Origin of the sequence: Novosphingobium resinovorum, from assembly GCF_027922145.1 — a bacterium.
Lineage (GTDB): Bacteria > Pseudomonadota > Alphaproteobacteria > Sphingomonadales > Sphingomonadaceae > Novosphingobium > Novosphingobium resinovorum.
Genome location: NZ_BSFC01000007.1, coordinates 55,400 through 70,565, shown reverse-complemented (window position 1 = coordinate 70,565; position 15,166 = coordinate 55,400). Strand labels below are relative to the sequence as shown.

13 protein-coding genes are annotated in these 15,166 nt (G+C 65.1%); 2 read left to right on the top strand and 11 right to left on the bottom strand.

Going from position 1 to position 15,166, the window contains the following annotated elements; genetic code table 11:
* The 3 genes from PKE80_RS04030 to PKE80_RS04020 all read right to left on the bottom strand — a co-directional run bounded on the left by PKE80_RS04030 (nt 1) and on the right by PKE80_RS04020 (nt 4,794).
* Nucleotides 1-3,207, bottom strand: coding sequence for a TonB-dependent receptor (locus PKE80_RS04030; RefSeq protein ID WP_271181393.1), 3,207 nt, complete (start codon nt 3,205-3,207; stop codon nt 1-3).
* Between the two features lie 133 nt (nt 3,208-3,340).
* Entirely contained in the window at nt 3,341-4,315 is a 975-nt protein-coding gene (locus tag PKE80_RS04025) for a FecR family protein (protein ID WP_271181392.1), read from the bottom strand.
* Between the two features lie 11 nt (nt 4,316-4,326).
* On the bottom strand, nt 4,327-4,794 hold the full coding sequence (locus PKE80_RS04020; RefSeq protein ID WP_271181391.1) for an RNA polymerase sigma factor: 468 nt from the start codon (nt 4,792-4,794) through the stop codon (nt 4,327-4,329).
* Nucleotides 4,795-5,198: 404 nt separating this feature from the next.
* On the opposite strand from PKE80_RS04020, the gene PKE80_RS04015 reads away from it, so the two are divergent.
* Nucleotides 5,199-7,169 (top strand): TonB-dependent receptor plug domain-containing protein, encoded by a 1,971-nt coding sequence (locus tag PKE80_RS04015; RefSeq protein WP_271181390.1) that lies wholly within the window; start codon nt 5,199-5,201, stop codon nt 7,167-7,169.
* Here PKE80_RS04015 and PKE80_RS04010 read toward each other — a convergent pair.
* Entirely contained in the window at nt 7,132-7,788 is a 657-nt protein-coding gene (locus PKE80_RS04010) for a cation efflux transmembrane domain-containing protein (RefSeq protein WP_271181389.1), read from the bottom strand. The genes PKE80_RS04015 and PKE80_RS04010 overlap by 38 nt on opposite strands.
* 64 nt (nt 7,789-7,852) lie before the next feature.
* On the opposite strand from PKE80_RS04010, the gene PKE80_RS04005 reads away from it, so the two are divergent.
* Entirely contained in the window at nt 7,853-8,257 is a 405-nt protein-coding gene (locus PKE80_RS04005) for a MerR family transcriptional regulator (protein WP_271181388.1), read from the top strand.
* A gap of 14 nt (nt 8,258-8,271) precedes the next feature.
* Here PKE80_RS04005 and arsH read toward each other — a convergent pair whose 3' ends face one another.
* The 7 genes from arsH to PKE80_RS03970 form a co-directional block, all read right to left on the bottom strand.
* A complete protein-coding gene (gene arsH, locus PKE80_RS04000; RefSeq protein WP_271181387.1) occupies nt 8,272-9,021 on the bottom strand; it encodes an arsenical resistance protein ArsH in 750 nt (249 codons plus the stop codon).
* Nucleotides 9,018-9,620 (bottom strand): aquaporin, encoded by a 603-nt coding sequence (locus tag PKE80_RS03995; RefSeq protein WP_271181386.1) that lies wholly within the window; start codon nt 9,618-9,620, stop codon nt 9,018-9,020. The genes arsH and PKE80_RS03995 overlap by 4 nt, the downstream gene beginning before the upstream one ends.
* Nucleotides 9,617-10,048, bottom strand: a complete 432-nt coding sequence (arsC, locus tag PKE80_RS03990) for an arsenate reductase (glutaredoxin) (protein ID WP_271181385.1) — start codon at nt 10,046-10,048, stop codon at nt 9,617-9,619. Before arsC ends, PKE80_RS03995 begins: the two co-directional genes overlap by 4 nt.
* 11 nt (nt 10,049-10,059) lie before the next feature.
* Nucleotides 10,060-10,389 carry an ArsR/SmtB family transcription factor gene (locus PKE80_RS03985; protein ID WP_271181384.1) on the bottom strand — a complete coding sequence of 110 codons (330 nt, stop codon included), beginning with the start codon at nt 10,387-10,389 and terminating at the stop codon, nt 10,060-10,062.
* A 263-nt stretch (nt 10,390-10,652) separates the two neighbouring features.
* Complete coding sequence (locus PKE80_RS03980; RefSeq protein ID WP_271181383.1) at nt 10,653-11,423, bottom strand: SDR family oxidoreductase; 771 nt, start codon at nt 11,421-11,423, stop codon at nt 10,653-10,655.
* A complete protein-coding gene (locus PKE80_RS03975) occupies nt 11,420-13,030 on the bottom strand; it encodes a GMC oxidoreductase (protein WP_271181382.1) in 1,611 nt (536 codons plus the stop codon). Before PKE80_RS03975 ends, PKE80_RS03980 begins: the two co-directional genes overlap by 4 nt.
* Nucleotides 13,030-15,081 carry an acyltransferase family protein gene (locus tag PKE80_RS03970; protein WP_271181381.1) on the bottom strand — a complete coding sequence of 684 codons (2,052 nt, stop codon included), beginning with the start codon at nt 15,079-15,081 and terminating at the stop codon, nt 13,030-13,032. The genes PKE80_RS03975 and PKE80_RS03970 overlap by 1 nt, the downstream gene beginning before the upstream one ends.
* Nucleotides 15,082-15,166: the final 85 nt, after the last annotated feature.

Genomic DNA, 15,166 nt, shown 5'->3' with positions numbered 1-15,166 from the left:
TCAGAAGATCATGTTGAAGCCGAGCGTCATGCTGCGGCCGTTCTTGACATAGGCGCGGCTGGCGCCGGTGCCGGACGAGACGGTTTCCCAATATGTGTGGGAATCGAAGAGGTTGCGGACCTGGAACTGGATCGACGACTTCTTCATGAAGGTCTTGCGGAAGGTCAGGTCGACGAAGCTGTAGCCCTGTTCGTAGGGGTTGTTGCCGAAGTCGTTGATGCCGCCCATGAACTCCGACTGGTAGTTCCAGGCACCGTAGATTTCCCAGCCCTTGCGCTTCCAGAAGATCTGCAGGTTGGCGACCGTTTCGGGCGTTTCCATCAGCGGCAGGGTGTAGCCCTCGGGGTGCCACGAGAGGCCGGTTACCGCCTTCGAGCGCTGCAGCGTCAGGTTGCCGCCCACGCCCAGCGAGCTGAGGATGCCGGGCAGCCAGGGCAGCTGCTGCTGCACGCTGAACTCCACGCCGTAGACTTCGGCCCACTTGCCGTTGTTGGGCATCGAGATCGCCACGCCTGCAGGGTCGACGTTCTCGCCCAGCGTTCCGTCGCGGATGTTGCTGGAGGAGGAGCGGAACAGGAAGTTGGTGATGTGCTTGTAGTACAGCGCCACCGAATACGACCCGGTGTTCCCGGCGTAATGCTCCAGCGACATGTCGAGGTTGAGCGAGCGCATCGGCTTGAGGTTGGGGTTGCCCTGCTCGATCGCGAGCAGCACCCAGTCCGAGGTGGAGTTCTCCTCGCCGTCGCCATCGGGGTCGGTATCGTAGCTGTATTCGCGGGCAGAGCTCATGCGGGCGATGTCGGGCCGGGCGAAACTGGTCCACACCGCGCCGCGCAGGCGGGTCTTGCGGTCGAAGTCGTAGTTTACATGGATCGAGGGCAGCACGTTGGCGAAGCTGCTGGTGTCGGTCGTGAAGCGCGCGCCCTGCACCTCGTCCATGGTGTAGGCATCGATCGTGTTGCGGGTGGCTTCCACGCGGACGCCGGCAATGATCTGCGCCTTGCCGATGCGCGCGGTCGCCATGGCGTAGCCGGAGATCACGCGTTCATTGAACCGGAAGCTGTCCTCGTTCGACAGGACTGCCTGGGACGGATCGGTCGCCACGCCTTCGAACATGGTGCTCTCGCCTTTTTCGGCGCGCTGCAGTTCGGCCAGCATCTTGGCGTTGTTCAGCGTCTGGCCGAGGCGGTAGACCCCGGTGTAGGCGCCTCCGAACAGGCTGGTCACGTCCGCGCCGTAGAACTGCGAGAAATCGGCCATGGTGCCGTCGGTCTCGAGGTTCAGGAAAGAGCCTTGGTAGGTATAGCGGCGCGAGTCGTAGAACTTGCCGCCCACCTTGACCGATTCCAGCCATCCGCTGTCCGGCTTCCACAGCACGTTGGTCTGCGCCTGCCACAGCCTTTCACTGCTGCCGCCGACTTCGCCTTCGAGGCTGCTGAAGGCATATTCGGACGGGTCCTGCACCGCTGCTAGACCCGCATCGTTGAGCAGCCACTTGGGGAAGCGCGAATCCTCGCTGCTGGAGAACAGCACGCCTTCGTTGCCCAGCCAGCCGTACTTGTCGCTGCGGAATTCCAGCGTGTAGCCGTCGTCGAGGTTATCTTCCGACTTGGCGTAAGACACGTCGTAGTCGATCGTCACGGTGCCTAGGCGCGAGACGCCGCCGAGGTTGGCCGAGGCCAGGCTGCCGCTCTCGTTGGTGGCTTCCCAGAAGCGGCGCAGGCGGAAGCCCTGCGGGTCCCAGGTGCCCGAGCCGCCGTTGAGGCTGTAGAACGACTTGGCCGACCGGTCCGCGTCGGTGATGATGCCGTCGCCGTCACGGTCGACGATCTGGTCGGTGGTGTAGCTGTAGATGCGGCCCAACTCGTCGTCGTAGCCGACCACGCTGTCGTCGGGCTGCGCCAGACTGGTGTCGTCGGTGTCCACCTGCGACAGCCGGGTCGAGTTCTTCGAGGTGTCGTTGCGGAAGTTCAGGCGGTTGAGGAATTCCTTCTTGCGGTACTTGTTGTACTGCCCTCGGAAGTGGAGGTCATGGTTGTCCGAGCGGTAATCGACGCTGGTGTTGCCGCCGAAGCGCTCCACGTCGGTCTCGCCGAAGCCCAGGTCCATGCCGCGCATCACGAAGCGGTTGGGGTCCCAGCCCAGCGTCTCGCTGTCGGAATACCAGGTGTCGGGTTGGTTGTCGCCGTCGACACCGTTCTGTTCGAACTGCGACTTGCGGCGGCTGTAGCTGCCCGAGACGAAGACGCCGAAGTTGTCGCTGAACTGGCGAGAGAACGCCCCGGATACCTGCGCGGACTTCTTGTGATCGAACTTGTCCAGCATGCCGCCTTCGGCCGAGAGGCGGAAGTAGGTGGGATCCTGATCGAACGCGGTCGGCGTCGAGATGTCCACCGAGCCGCCTAGCGCATCGCCGTCGCGGTCGGGGGTGAGCGTCTTGTAGACGGTGATCTGCTTGATCCCGTCGGGCGGCAGCACGCTCAGGCGCACGCCGCGAAAGAAGTTGTCGTCGCGCGATCCGGCGCCGCCCACGCGCACGCCGTTCATCGAGTAGTTGTTCAGTTCGGTGGACATGCCGCGCACGGTGATGCGATCGCCTTCGCCGGTGGCGGAATCGCGCACCGCGTTGACGCCGGGCATGCGGGACAGCGCTTCGGACACGTTGTTGGCGGGCAGCTTGCCCATGTCGTCGGCCATGATGGTGTCCGAGACGACGTCGGTCTTCCGCTTCACCTCAAGCGCCTTCTGCACCGCCTCGACATAGCCGGTGACGACGATCTCGCCGTTGGCCGGTTCTTCTTCGGCCATGTGCGCTTCCGCCGGGCGATAGGCCGGGGCGGGTGCAGCACTGCGCGGTGCAGGTTTAGCCAGCGCGGCGGCAGGCTGGACGCGCGCAGCCAGCGGTTTGACGATGATCGTGCCGCCGCGTCGCTGCGTATCGACATTGGCGCCGCCGATTAGCAGTTGGAGCGCGCCCTGCGCCGACATCGTGCCCGAAACGGCCTGGCTACGGCGACCGCGCAACGCGTCCGACGAAGCGGCGACGGGCACGCCGGTGATGCGCGAGAATTCCTGCAGCGCATGCGCGAGATCTTGCGCGGGGATCGCGAAAGCGTAGCGCCGCTCGGCTGCGGCAACGGGTGTCGTGCAGACGGTCGCCACGGCTATGGCCAGCGCCGATACGGCGGGCCGGTACGGAAGAAACATCGAAGAAATACCCCCAGCTGAACTTAGCGTTCAGGGCTCAGACGCGGCTGGCAGGCAAAACCCGACAAAATAATTTTCTTACAATTTCATGGCTTTACTGTGAATATTCGATGACAGTCATGGGCTAGGCTTTCTACCGCTCCAACAGATAGCTCCCATTTGTTTCCCGCCAGTGCAGATCGTGGATTGCCGCCACCGCGTCGAGCACGCCGCGAGCGTCGCCGGTCTGGAAGCGGCCGGTCACCAGCAATTCGCCGAGGGCTGGATCGGCCAGCGCCACAGCCTTGGGTGCCGTGCGGTTGAGGCGCTGCACCAGTTGTGCGACGGGTGTGTCGTTGGCTTCGTACCAACCGCTCGTCCAATCGGGTCGATCGCCTTCCACGTCCTTAAGGCTGCGCACCCGCTCGCCCGAGAGCTCCAGCCCGCTGCCTGCGGGCAGGCGCCATTCGCGTCCGGTGCCGGCCTCTACGCTTACCAGTCCGCGATAGACCTGGATGACGCGGGTGTCGGCATCGACCCGTTCGATGTCGAAAGCGGTGCCAAGCACCGATACGGCGGCGCGGCCGGTGTCGACTGTGAAATTGCGCATCCGCTCGTGCGCTACGTCGAAGAAGGCCTCGCCGCGTTCCAGCGCGACATGGCGGGACCAGGGCGTGATGCGCACGGCGATGCGCGTCTCGCCGTCCATCCGCACGGTTGAGCCGTCGGGCAGCGATACCGTGCGCATCTCGCCGTGACCTGTCGCAAAAATCCGGTCGGTCACCAGCAGGCGAGGGACGGCGATGCAGGCGACCAATAGCACGCACAGCGAGGCGACCGCCTGCACCGTGCGTCGCCGCATCAGGTGATGGCGGCTCCGCGGCGCATCACAAGCGTCCTCATCGTCGTTCGAGGCGGCAGGGCGCGTGGCGGGATCGTGAAGTGCGGCTGCCAGTCCGTCCGATTGCCACAGCGCGCTCATGCGGGCATAGCTTTCGACGTGCTGCGGGTCCTTGAGGATCCAGCGGTCGAAGTCGGCCGCAGCGGCGCTGTCGATCACGGGGCGGCTCAGGCGTTCGATCCACTGGATCGCCTGCATGTCGATCGCCTGCCGGTTCCTGATATGCATATCGTGCCCCATCAGTCCTGCCCAACCAGATCGATCCCGGCATGGTCGAGCGCACGGCGCAGGTCGATCATGCCGCGTGTAATGTGCTTCTCCACCGCCTTGGCGCTGATGCCCAGATCCTCGCCGATGGCGCGGCAGCTTTCCTGATGGAGCCGCCGCCGCATAAGTACCTCGCGCCGCAACTGCGGCATGCGTTTGAGGCAACGGTCGAAGATGTCGATAGCCCGGCGCGAATCTAGCACGCGATCCAGCGAAGGCTCATCGCTTCGCCAATCGTCATCGATCTCAGCCGACAGGCGGCTTTCGCGGCGATGCATGTCCATCAGCAGGTTGTCCGCGATGCGAAACGCCAGCGCGAATACACTCGCGATCTGCTGTTCACGAGTGAGTTGAACCAGCCTTGCTATAACCTCTTGGGCAATGTCGTCTGCAATGTCATGCCGCGCACCTCGTCCACGGATGTAGCGCTGCACGGCCACTTGGACAGCACACCAGTCAAAGTCTTGCTGCGCGATATCGTAAGGCGCGCCCCTGGTCGACGAAAGCACGCGCACCTCCAACCAAATCGGCCGCCCCGTAATGCCTCGATATGACAACTCAGAGGCACGTCGTCCGCGAAATCCAGGACCATCGAACACGATGAGGCCTAACAGGGGCAGTTGCGAGCAAAGCCTTGAGATTAGCGGACGGTCGCCCGCCAGAGATGAAAATCTTGCTTTTGAGCGACCGAGAAGGGTCGACAGCGGGACGGCAACAACGCGCCCATCTTTGTCGTTCCGACATCCGATTTTGATCCAGAAAGTCGCCCTTGACCCTGTAGTTGCTACAGGGCTTATGAAGCCTTCCGTAACCGGCGGTTCATGCCGGAAAGGAACGGGGCGATATGAGTCTGATGTTTCGTGGCGGCGGGGCATATCCAACTGGCAGCGTGCTGGTCATTGCGATCGTGATTGCCAGCCCAGCCTACGCGCAGGCCGACGCCGATCATGCCGAAGACGCCGAGACCGAGATTGTGGTCCAGGCAACGCGCACGGGCCGCCGTGTTCAGGATGAGCCCATCCGCGTCGATGTGATCAATCGCGAGGAGATTGAGGAGAAACTCCTCATGCGGCCCGGCAACATCGCCATGCTCGTTAGCGAGACGCCAGGCGTTCGCGTCCAGACCACATCGCCTGCGCTGGGCGCAGCCAATGTCCGCATCCAGGGCCTCAAGGGCCGCTACACGCAGATACTGGCCGACGGATTGCCGCTCTACGGCGGGCAGACGCCTTCCATCGGCCTGCTGCAAATTCCGCCGACCGATCTTGGCCAGGTCGAGATCATCAAAGGCGCGGCATCGGCGCTCTACGGACCCTCGGCGCTTGGCGGCGTCATCAATCTGGTTTCACGCCGTCCAACCAGCGAACCACAGGGCGAACTCCTGCTCAACGCGACCAGCCGGGACGGGCAGGATGTGACGGGGTATGTCGCCGCACCGCTCAGCAGCGTGCTCAGCGCCTCGATCACGGCAGGCTACGATCGACAAAGTCGTCAGGATTTGAACGACGACGGCTGGGCCGACATGCCCGGTTACGAGCGCTTCACATTCCGGCCCCGGCTGTTTATCGACGCTGCCGATGGGACCAAGGCCTTGCTCACCTTCGGCGCGATGGCAGAGCAACGCGACGGCGGAACCATTTCAAGCGCGAAGGCTCCGGACGGATCGCCATTTGCTCAGACGCTGCGCAGCCGACGGTATGATCTAGGTCTCACGGCCGAGACGCCGCTGGAAGGCATCGGTACGCTGCATCTGCGGGCCTCCGGCGTCACCCAGTCCCATCGTCATGTCTTCGGCGACACGGTGGAAGATGATCGCCACCACACGGCATTTGCGGAGGCGTCGATCGGCAGCAAGGCGGGCACGACGACATGGCTGGCAGGCGCTGCGGTGCAGCTGGACGACTTCCGGTCCAAAGCATTCTCAGCCTTCGACTATAGCTACACCGTGCCCGCACTTTTCGTGCAGGGTGAGCAGGAATTGGCCGACAGGTTGACGCTGGCAGGCAGCCTGCGCTGGGATGCGCACAGTGACTATGGTTCGCATATCAGTCCGCGTGTGTCCGCGCTCTATCGGCCCGGTCCCTGGACTATCCGCGCTTCATTGGGCCGCGGCTTCTATGCGCCGACACCGTTTGTCGAAGAAACGGAGGCCAATGGCCTCGCGCGGCTGCAGCCCTATGGAAAGCTCAAGGCGGAGATCGCCGACAGTGGCTCGGTCGATTTCGGCTACGCCAACGGGCCGTTGGAAGCGAACCTCAGCCTGTTCGCTTCCAACATCGACCATGCCCAGCAATTGCAGGCGGTGGATGCCGAGCATGTCACGCTGGTCAACGCCGATAGCGTCACGCGGACGCGCGGCGCCGAAGTGCTGCTGCGCTATCGCTGGCGGGCATTGTCGCTGACCGGCAGCTACGTCCATGTCGCCGCGCGCGAACCGGATCCCAACGGACCCGGCCGCCGTTTGCTGCCATTGACGCCGCGAGACAGCGCGGGCTTCGTCGGCATGTGGGAGCAGGAAGGGCGCGGCCGCTTCGGGATCGAGGCCTACTATACCGGGCGTCAGTCGCTGGACGACAATCCGTATCGGACGCGCAGCAGGCCCTATGTCCAACTGGGCGCCATGGGCGAACTGATACTGGGCAAGATGAGCCTGTTCCTCAATGCCGAAAACCTGCTCGATGTGCGGCAGACGAAATACGATCCGCTGCTTCTGCCGCGCCGGGCGGCCACGGGTGCGTGGACGGTCGATGCCTGGGCACCGACCGATGGTTTCGTCCTTAACGGAGGGGTGCGGATTCGCTTCGGCGGAGAATAGGTGCTCCCCTTAGTTCATCCCGAGCCTGGCGGATGATCTGCCATCCGCCTGACAGCGCCAGTATGGCCATGATCGCCGCGACCGCGATGTCCGGCCAGCCCGTGCCGGTGCCGAACACGCCGAGGCCGGCAGCGACCACGGCGATATTGCCGATCGCGTCGTTGCGCGAGCAGATCCATACGGAGCGCCTGTTGGCGTCACCCTCCCGGTGGCGCCATAGCATCGTGGCACAGGCAAGGTTGGCGACGAGCGCGATCACGCCCACGATACCCATGGTCTCTGCGGCAGGAACGACGCCCTGCGCCGCCATCCAGATGCTGTTGCCAAGGACCCAGAGGCCAAACAGCAGGATCGACACACCTTTGGTCATCGCGGCCCGCGCTCGCCACGCCAGCGCCATGCCCGCGACGCCGAGGCTGATCGCATAATTGGCTGCGTCACCCAGGAAGTCGAGCGCATCGGCCTTGAGCGATGCGGACCCGGCAGTGACCCCGGCGACGATCTCCACGCCGAACATGAGCGCGTTGACGGCAAGCGCAATCCACAGCACGCGCCGCCACGCAGCGTCTCTCAGCTTTTCCGTATCGTTCTGTGATCCGCCGCAGCATCCGCCGGCCATATGCATCTCCTGTTTCGGTGATGACGGGCTATATAGGCCCTGTAGCGACTACAGGGTCAAGGGCATGGCATTCACGATTGGCGATATGGGCAAGGCGACGGCCACCAAGATCGAGACGATCCGATATTATGAGAAGATCGGCCTGCTACCCAAGCCAGCGCGGACGACGAGCAACTACCGGGACTATGGGCAGGCCGAACTTGGCCGCCTTTCCTTCATCCGCCGTGCCCGCGACCTTGGGTTTTCGCTCGATCAGGTTCGCGCGCTGCTGGGCATTTCGGGCGATCGCAGCGGCGATTGCGCCGGTATCGATCGGATCGCCAGGGAGCACCTGCTGGAAGTGGATCGCAAACTGGCCGACCTTACCGCCCTTCGCAAAGAGCTTAAGGCGGTGATCGATTCCTGCGATGGCGGCATCGTTGCTGACTGCCGCATCATCGAAGCACTTGGTCCTGTTCCTCCAGCCTGAGGTGCCCGAAGCGTTCAGTCGCTGTCGCCCAGCGCTGCATTGGCACGGGTGGCTGAAGGATCAACCTTTGTCCTCATAGACTTCCGCTCCGAATAACGGTCGACCAGCTGGATCGCGTGCGGGCGCGTCAGCACGGTGATCCGCACCAGTTCCTCCATCACGTCGACGATCCTGTCATAATAGCTGGATGGCTTCATGCGCCCCGTCTCGTCGAACTCCTTGTAGGCCATGGCGACCGACGACTGGTTGGGGATCGTGAACATGCGCATCCATCGCCCGAGAAGGCGCAGCGTGTTGACGGCATTGAACGACTGCGAACCACCGGACACCTGCATCACGGCGAGGGTGCGCCCCTGCGTGGGGCGCATGCCCTTCATCTCCAGTGGCAGATGGTCGATCTGCGTCTTCATGATGCCGCTGATCTGGCCGTGCCGCTCGGGGCTGCACCACACCTGTCCCTCTGACCACATCGACAGTTCGCGCAGTTCATGGACGGCAGGGTGGTCGTCTCCCGCCACCTGGTCAGGTAGCGGCAGGTCGGATGGATCGAAGATGCGCGTCTCTGCACCGAAGAACCGGAGCAGCCGCGCTGCCTCCTCGACCGCTAACCGCGAGAAGGATCGTTCCCGCAGCGAGCCGTAGAGCAGCAGGATACGTGGCGGGGGCCGGTCGTTACCAAGACCGAGCGCCGGACGCGCGATGGCATAGGCGGGATCGAGAGCCGGAAGATTGTCCGGGTCAGGCAGGGCGCGGACGCGGCTCATGCAGGTTCCTTCTGTAGTGATGCCGGGAAGATGATCCCGCTGGCAATATGGGCAGCGAGCCCGCCGATGATCTGCGCGGCGATGAAGGCTGGCACGCAGGACGGGGCGATCCCTGCGAAGCTATCGCTCAGCGATCGGGCGACGCTGACGGGCACGCTGTCCGGGCGCAGCCGTACCGTCCCTGCGATCGTCAGGATTAAACCGAAGGTGGCTACTGCCTCGCCTGCCCATTGGCCAAGACCGTAGCGCACTTTATCGGAAAGCTGGAGCACCGGCACATCGAACATAAGGTGCGCCAGCCACACGCCCATGATGCCGCCCGCTAGCTGGGCCGCGCCATAGGCCAGCGCCGCATCGGTACGGATCTGACCGCGAAGACGCATGACCAGTGTGACGACCGGGTTCATGTGGGCGCCCGACACCGGCCCGAGCATCGTGATCAGCACGAACAGGATCGCGCCGGTCGCCAGCGTGTTGCCCAACAGCGCGATGGCCTCGTTCCCGTCAGCGAGACGCTCCGCCATGATCCCCGAACCGACGACGTTCGCGAACAATAGTAGGCTGCCCAACGCCTCGGCAAGGATGGCGCGGTAGTTCACTGAGGGTGGATGCGATTGCCGGCCGCGTCTACGACCTGCTCGCCGCCCTCCTTGGCAAAGGCGCCGCGCTGCGCATCGGGCAGGATGTCCAGCACGGCTTCGGACGGGCGACACATTTTCACACCCAGCGGCGTCACCACCAGCGGCCGGTTGATGAGGATAGGGTGCTCCATCATCGCGTCGATAAGTGCCGTGTCGGACAGTGCCGGATCGGCGAGTCCGAGGTCGGCAAAGGGGGTGCCCTTCTCGCGCAGCAGGTCGCGGGGGGTCATGCCGGCGCGGTCGATCATATCGACAAGTAATGCGCGGACCGGAGGCGTCTTCAAATACTCGACGATGTGAGGCTCGACACCGGAGTTCCGGATGAGGGCGAGCGTGTTGCGTGACGTCCCGCAAGTGGGGTTGTGGTAGATGATTATGTCGGTCACGGGGTGATCCTTCAGCAGCACGTGAGTTCGGCTAGCAGCGGCTCGCACAGATCGGCGCGACCACCGCAGCAGTCCTTTGCGAGAAACAGTATAAGACCGCGCAACGCGTCGATGCTGACACGCTGGATCTGCTGGCGTCCGCGCTTTTCGGGAACGACCAACCCGGCCTTCACCAGGACCGCCAAATGGGTGGAGAATGTGCTCTGGCTTAAACCGCTTGCTTCGACGAGTTGCCCAGTTGAAAGGCCGTCGGGCTCATGCTGGACTAGCAACCTGAAGGTCGACAAGCGGGTCGGGTGCGCGAGGGCGGTGAGGATCGAAAGGGCTGCGTCCGTTTGCATCTATCGGATTTATCCGATGCAATTCGGGCGGTCAACAACCCATCGGACAAATCCGATGATTTTATGGCAGCTATCTGCGTTTGCAGGTCGCTAAGCCGCTGTTGGTCAATCATGGACATCTAAAGTGGAATAGCCGACCCGGGCGTTTCCGCGCACAAAGAAATGGCTGTTGAATGACTGGCTCTGGCTCCCTCTCCCGTGAAGCCGCGTATATCCCCCGGTTTGTTTAGAAACCGTCGATCCACGACGGGATCGAGTTCAGGTCAGGCGGCGCTGAGTACCCTCGGCGTGGGCGCCGCGCGCATCATCAGGCGGTTGAAAACTCGGCGCTTGAGCGATTGCTGTTCGAGAACCTCGTTGTTGCGCTCCCATAGCGTGCCGTTCAGCGAAGGATCGCTCGACAGTGCGAGTTGCGCGCCCCAGCGGGCGGCGTCGGCGGGGTGGATGCCGTCGGGCAGGCCCATCGCGGTCCGCAGGGCGCCGGGGATCCAGTCGCTGATGACGATCTCCGGGAAGCGGCCCTCCAGATCCGCGACCAGCGCGCGGGTGAAGATTCGTGCCGCACCTTTGGATACGGAATAGGCGCTGCTTGCGGCGATCGGGGCGAGGTCGGCGAAGCTGGTGACGTTGACGATGCGGCCGCTGCCCCGGTTCACCATGTCCTCCAGCGCCAGGCGGCTGCAGGCGACCATGCCGCCCAGGTTTATCGCCATGGTCTGCATGAAGCTTTCGGGCGTCTCGTCGAGGAAGTCGCGGCGCGGGTAGGCGGCGGCGTTGTTGATGAGGATCGCGACCGGGCCGAGGCGGCGGATCGTGGCGAAGGCCGCGCGCAGGGCTTCGTAGTCCGACACGTCGCAGGCGATGGGGTGGAATGCCCCGGCGACCGGGCACAGCTTCGAGGTGGCCGACAGGTCGGTCTCGTCGCGGCCGAGACCGGCGACGGTGCAGCCGCGCGCGACGAGTTCCAGCGCCAGCGCGCGGCCCAAACCCTTGCCCGCGCCGGTGACCATCGCCAGCTTTGCGGCCCCGCTCATGACAGGACGCTCACGGCTAGAGGCTCATGGCGCGATGCCTTCGGAGCCGCCAAGATTGCGTCGCCGACCCTCAGCGCGTTGGCGGCGATCGTCAGGCTGGGATTGACGCCCATCGAGGTGGGCATGAACGAGGCATCGGCTACCCACAGGTTGCGGATGCCGTGGACGCGGCAGTCGGCATCGACGACGGATCTGGCGGGGTCTGTCCCCATGCGCAGGCTCCCACAGGGATGGCCGAAGTTCAGTTCCGGCTGGTAGGTCAGGAACAGCGTGCGCCGCAATCCCAGCGAAGTGCGGATCAGCTTGCGGAACCGCTTGCGGCGCTGGTGGAGTTCGGGGCTGAACCGGTAGTCGATCAGGATGCCGCCGGGACGCTCCGGGTCTGGCATGACGCGGTTCTCGGCGTAGGGCATGTCTTCCAGCAGGCCGACGAAGACCTTGGCCTGGCCCAGCGCCCGCGCGGCGACCTTGGCCGGTATGCGCGCCATCTGGCTGGCGCCGGGCAGGCGACGCAGTGGGCTGCGCTGGATCTTGCCCCGCAGGTAATTGAGGATCTCGCCCTCGCCCGCGTCGAGGCCCATCGCCTGCACCATGCCGAAGCGGTGCCCTTCGGCGTGATAGAGGTCGCGAAAGCCGATGGACTTGGCCGCTTCGGCATAGCCTTCGCCGCGCCGGGGCCAGAGTGCGAACATCTCGTTGAGGTGGAACATCAGGTATCGTCCGACCTGCCCGTGGGCGTTGCCGCACCCTTCGGGCCACTCGGCGCAGCGCGAGGCCAGGAGGATACGCGGCGAGGAAAGGGCGCCGGCCGCAAGCACGACATGGTCGGCGGTGAATTCGAGCGTTTCTCCGTCCCGGCGGACGACGACATTGGTGATACGGGGGCCGTCACCCCGCAGCTCCGTGACTTCGCAGCGCTCGGCAACCGCGGCGCGGCCGGTCGCGAGGGCGGGCTCGACACCCGCCGATCGTCCGTCGAGCTTGCATGGGCGCGGGCACTTGCGGCCCAGGCACGACCCGCAGCCCTCTACCCCGCGCATGGCGCTGTGCAACTGGTAGGGGTGGAGGCCGGAGCGCCGCATGCCCTCCATGAGCCGGGCGTCGCCCTCGCACATCGCCGGGCCAGCGGAGAGGTTGGGCGTCGGGTGGTTGGCAAGCGGATCGGGCTGGCCCCGGACCTCGAACAGGGCCTGTGCCTGGTCGAACCAGGGAAGCATCGTGTCGAAGCCGACCGGCCATCCGTCTGTCGGGTGCGGACGCTCGGCGCTGTCGTCGAGGTCGTGTGCCTCGGGCCGTTCCAGCGTCGCGGCGTAGAACACCGAGGATCCGCCGACGGCGGCGCCGATCGCGGGATGGAAGCGACGTTCCTGCCCTTCGATGCGCGCACGCGCGGTATCGGGCCATGATCCGCGTATGAGCCGCGCTTCGGGGTCGTGGACGTCGTCGCCCGCCATGTGGTTCTGCTCGGTGCGGTAGCCGGAGCGACCCTTTTCGATGAACAGGACCGAGAGGCCGCGTTCTGCTAGGCGGCGGCCGATGGTGCCGCCGCCGATGCCGGTGCCGATGACGATGACGTCCCAGCGGCGGGAGGCAAGGTCGCCGGTCATCATGGCCGTGCCGCGGCTATGTTCGTGGCGCCGGAGCCCGACATGAAGGGGATGAACAGGTCGCGCAGGCGAACCGAGCCCTCGTAGGTCATGTGGTTGTTATCGAAGTAGAGCGAGGCGCCTTGCACCATGCCGCTGCAGCTGTCGCGGCAGAGCCTTGGCCACGGGTCGATCAGACGGACCTGCCGATCGGCGACGAGCTGGCCGATCGACACCTCCGCCAGCCGGTTGCGGTCGCGCAAGGCGGGCATCCGCACGCTGGCGAGCACCCGGGCCTGGTCTGGGGTCAGCCGCCCGTAAGCGAGGTCGCGGGCGACGCGGACGCTGTCGAACTGCGGCATTTCCGGCACCTGGCGCAGCAGGTAGACCTCATGGCCTTCGCCCTTAAGTTCCGCGACCGTGAGCTTCAGCGCGGCGCCGAACAGAGCCGATTGCGAGACGCCGCGCGGCAAGCCCGAGCCCGTCTCGGGGGAGAGGGTGATGAGGTTGTGGGCGTCGCGGCCGACCCCCTTGCCGTCGGCGTAGTAGGCCCATCGTCCGACCAGCAGCAGGCGGCGAATGCTCGGATATTGCCGGATCGCCGCGCGGATACGCCGGTTGTCGTCGGCGCAGGTACGGTCCTGGTCGGGCGTCGCGGCGCTTTCGTGCTTGGCGAGGCCGAAGAGCGGCGGGCATCCGGCGTGCCAGATGATCATGCCCGGTCGCCCCGCCTCGCGGGCGGCCATGGCGAGGCCATCCATTTGCGCACGCAAGTGGCTGTCGCCCCAGATCAGGAATTCGGGCCGGCCGTCGGGACCGATCGCGCATGTCCTGATTCCGGCGAGGGGACCGTCCTCCGGCCGGCGGCAGCGGCTGGTGTCCTGCAGGAAGCCGGCCGACGCCGCGATGTAGACTTGCGTATCGCGCGAGAAACGGTCTGGCAGGCCATCGGCGAGGAACGTGGCCGCTCCCACCGAGAGGGTGGCGCAGGCGGCCACGGCGGCGCTGCTCAGCAGCACGGGCGCAGTGATCCGGCGGTTGCGGCGGAAGGGCTGCTCGACGAAGCGCCAGCTCAGCGCCGCGACCACGAATACCAGCGCCAGCCATCCGGCGGTTTCCAGCGGCGAGGCATAGTGCCCGCGCCAGTAGCGCGAGAAGATCAGAAGCGGCCAGTGCCAGAGGTAGAGCGAGTAGGAGATCAGCCCGATGAAGACCATGGCAGGGTGCGAAAGCACGGCGCCCGGATTGCCCCTGTCCCCCTTCGCGCCTGCCAGCAGCGCGGCGCTGCCTGCCACCGGGAGCATGGCCTGCCAGCCGGGAAAGCTCGCGTTCCTGATCAGCAGGAAGGACGCGGCCAGCAGCAGGAACCCTGCGCTTGCCAGCACCGCCTGCAGGCGCGGGGTCAGGGCGGCATCGCGCAGCCAGATCGCCAGCAGCACGCCGGAGAGCATCTCCCAGGCGCGGAAGGGGAAGAGGTAAAAGGTCATCACCGGATAACCGGCGGTCAGGGCCACGCAGGCGAGCAGCGATCCGGCCCAGACTGCGATCAGGATACCCAGGATCACCTTCGGGCCGACCCGCGCCAGCGCGAGTGCGCTCAGCAGCAGCGGCAGGAAGAGGTAGAACTGCTCTTCCACGGAAAGCGACCAGGTATGCAGCAGCACCCGGCTGTCGGCGCCGAAGTCGAAATAGCCCGCCTCGCGGTAGAACAGGACGTTGGACATCCACAGGCTGGAGGCGATCAGTTCCTTGCCGAAGTTGCGGAACTCATAGGGCAGGAGGACAAACCAGCCGATCACCGCACAGGCGGCGCCCATCGCGAAGAACGCAGGCGCCAGGCGGCGAATGCGTCGCAGGTAGAACTGGCCGAGATCGATCCTGCCCGCCTCCAGCAATTCGGACCAGAGCATCCCGCCGATCAGGAAGCCGGAGATGACGAAGAACACGTCGACACCGACGAAGCCCGCCTTCAGGCCCGGCACCGCGAAATGATAGAGCACCACCGCCAGCACCGCGATGGCGCGCAGTCCGTCTATCTCCCGGCGATAGGGTGCATGCTGCGGTGCCGGCACGTCGCGTTTCCTTCCGTTGCCGTCCGGCCGCAACCGGGGGCGCAATCCCCTGAAAGTCTAAGTCGAGGCCGACCCCCGCGAAATT

What these genes read in the sequence shown, in the direction of transcription:
- PKE80_RS03975 (WP_271181382.1), bottom strand. Translation starts at nt 13,030, where the DNA reads ATGACCGGCGACCTTGCCTCCCGCCGCTGGGACGTCATCGTCATCGGC.
- PKE80_RS04015 (WP_271181390.1), top strand. Translation starts at nt 5,199, where the DNA reads ATGAGTCTGATGTTTCGTGGCGGCGGGGCATATCCAACTGGCAGCGTG.
- PKE80_RS03985 (WP_271181384.1), bottom strand. Translation starts at nt 10,389, where the DNA reads ATGCAAACGGACGCAGCCCTTTCGATCCTCACCGCCCTCGCGCACCCG.
- PKE80_RS03980 (WP_271181383.1), bottom strand. Translation starts at nt 11,423, where the DNA reads ATGAGCGGGGCCGCAAAGCTGGCGATGGTCACCGGCGCGGGCAAGGGT.
- arsH (WP_271181387.1), bottom strand. Translation starts at nt 9,021, where the DNA reads ATGAGCCGCGTCCGCGCCCTGCCTGACCCGGACAATCTTCCGGCTCTC.
- PKE80_RS04005 (WP_271181388.1), top strand. Translation starts at nt 7,853, where the DNA reads ATGGCATTCACGATTGGCGATATGGGCAAGGCGACGGCCACCAAGATC.
- PKE80_RS04010 (WP_271181389.1), bottom strand. Translation starts at nt 7,788, where the DNA reads ATGGCCGGCGGATGCTGCGGCGGATCACAGAACGATACGGAAAAGCTG.
- PKE80_RS04025 (WP_271181392.1), bottom strand. Translation starts at nt 4,315, where the DNA reads ATGCATATCAGGAACCGGCAGGCGATCGACATGCAGGCGATCCAGTGG.
- PKE80_RS04030 (WP_271181393.1), bottom strand. Translation starts at nt 3,207, where the DNA reads ATGTTTCTTCCGTACCGGCCCGCCGTATCGGCGCTGGCCATAGCCGTG.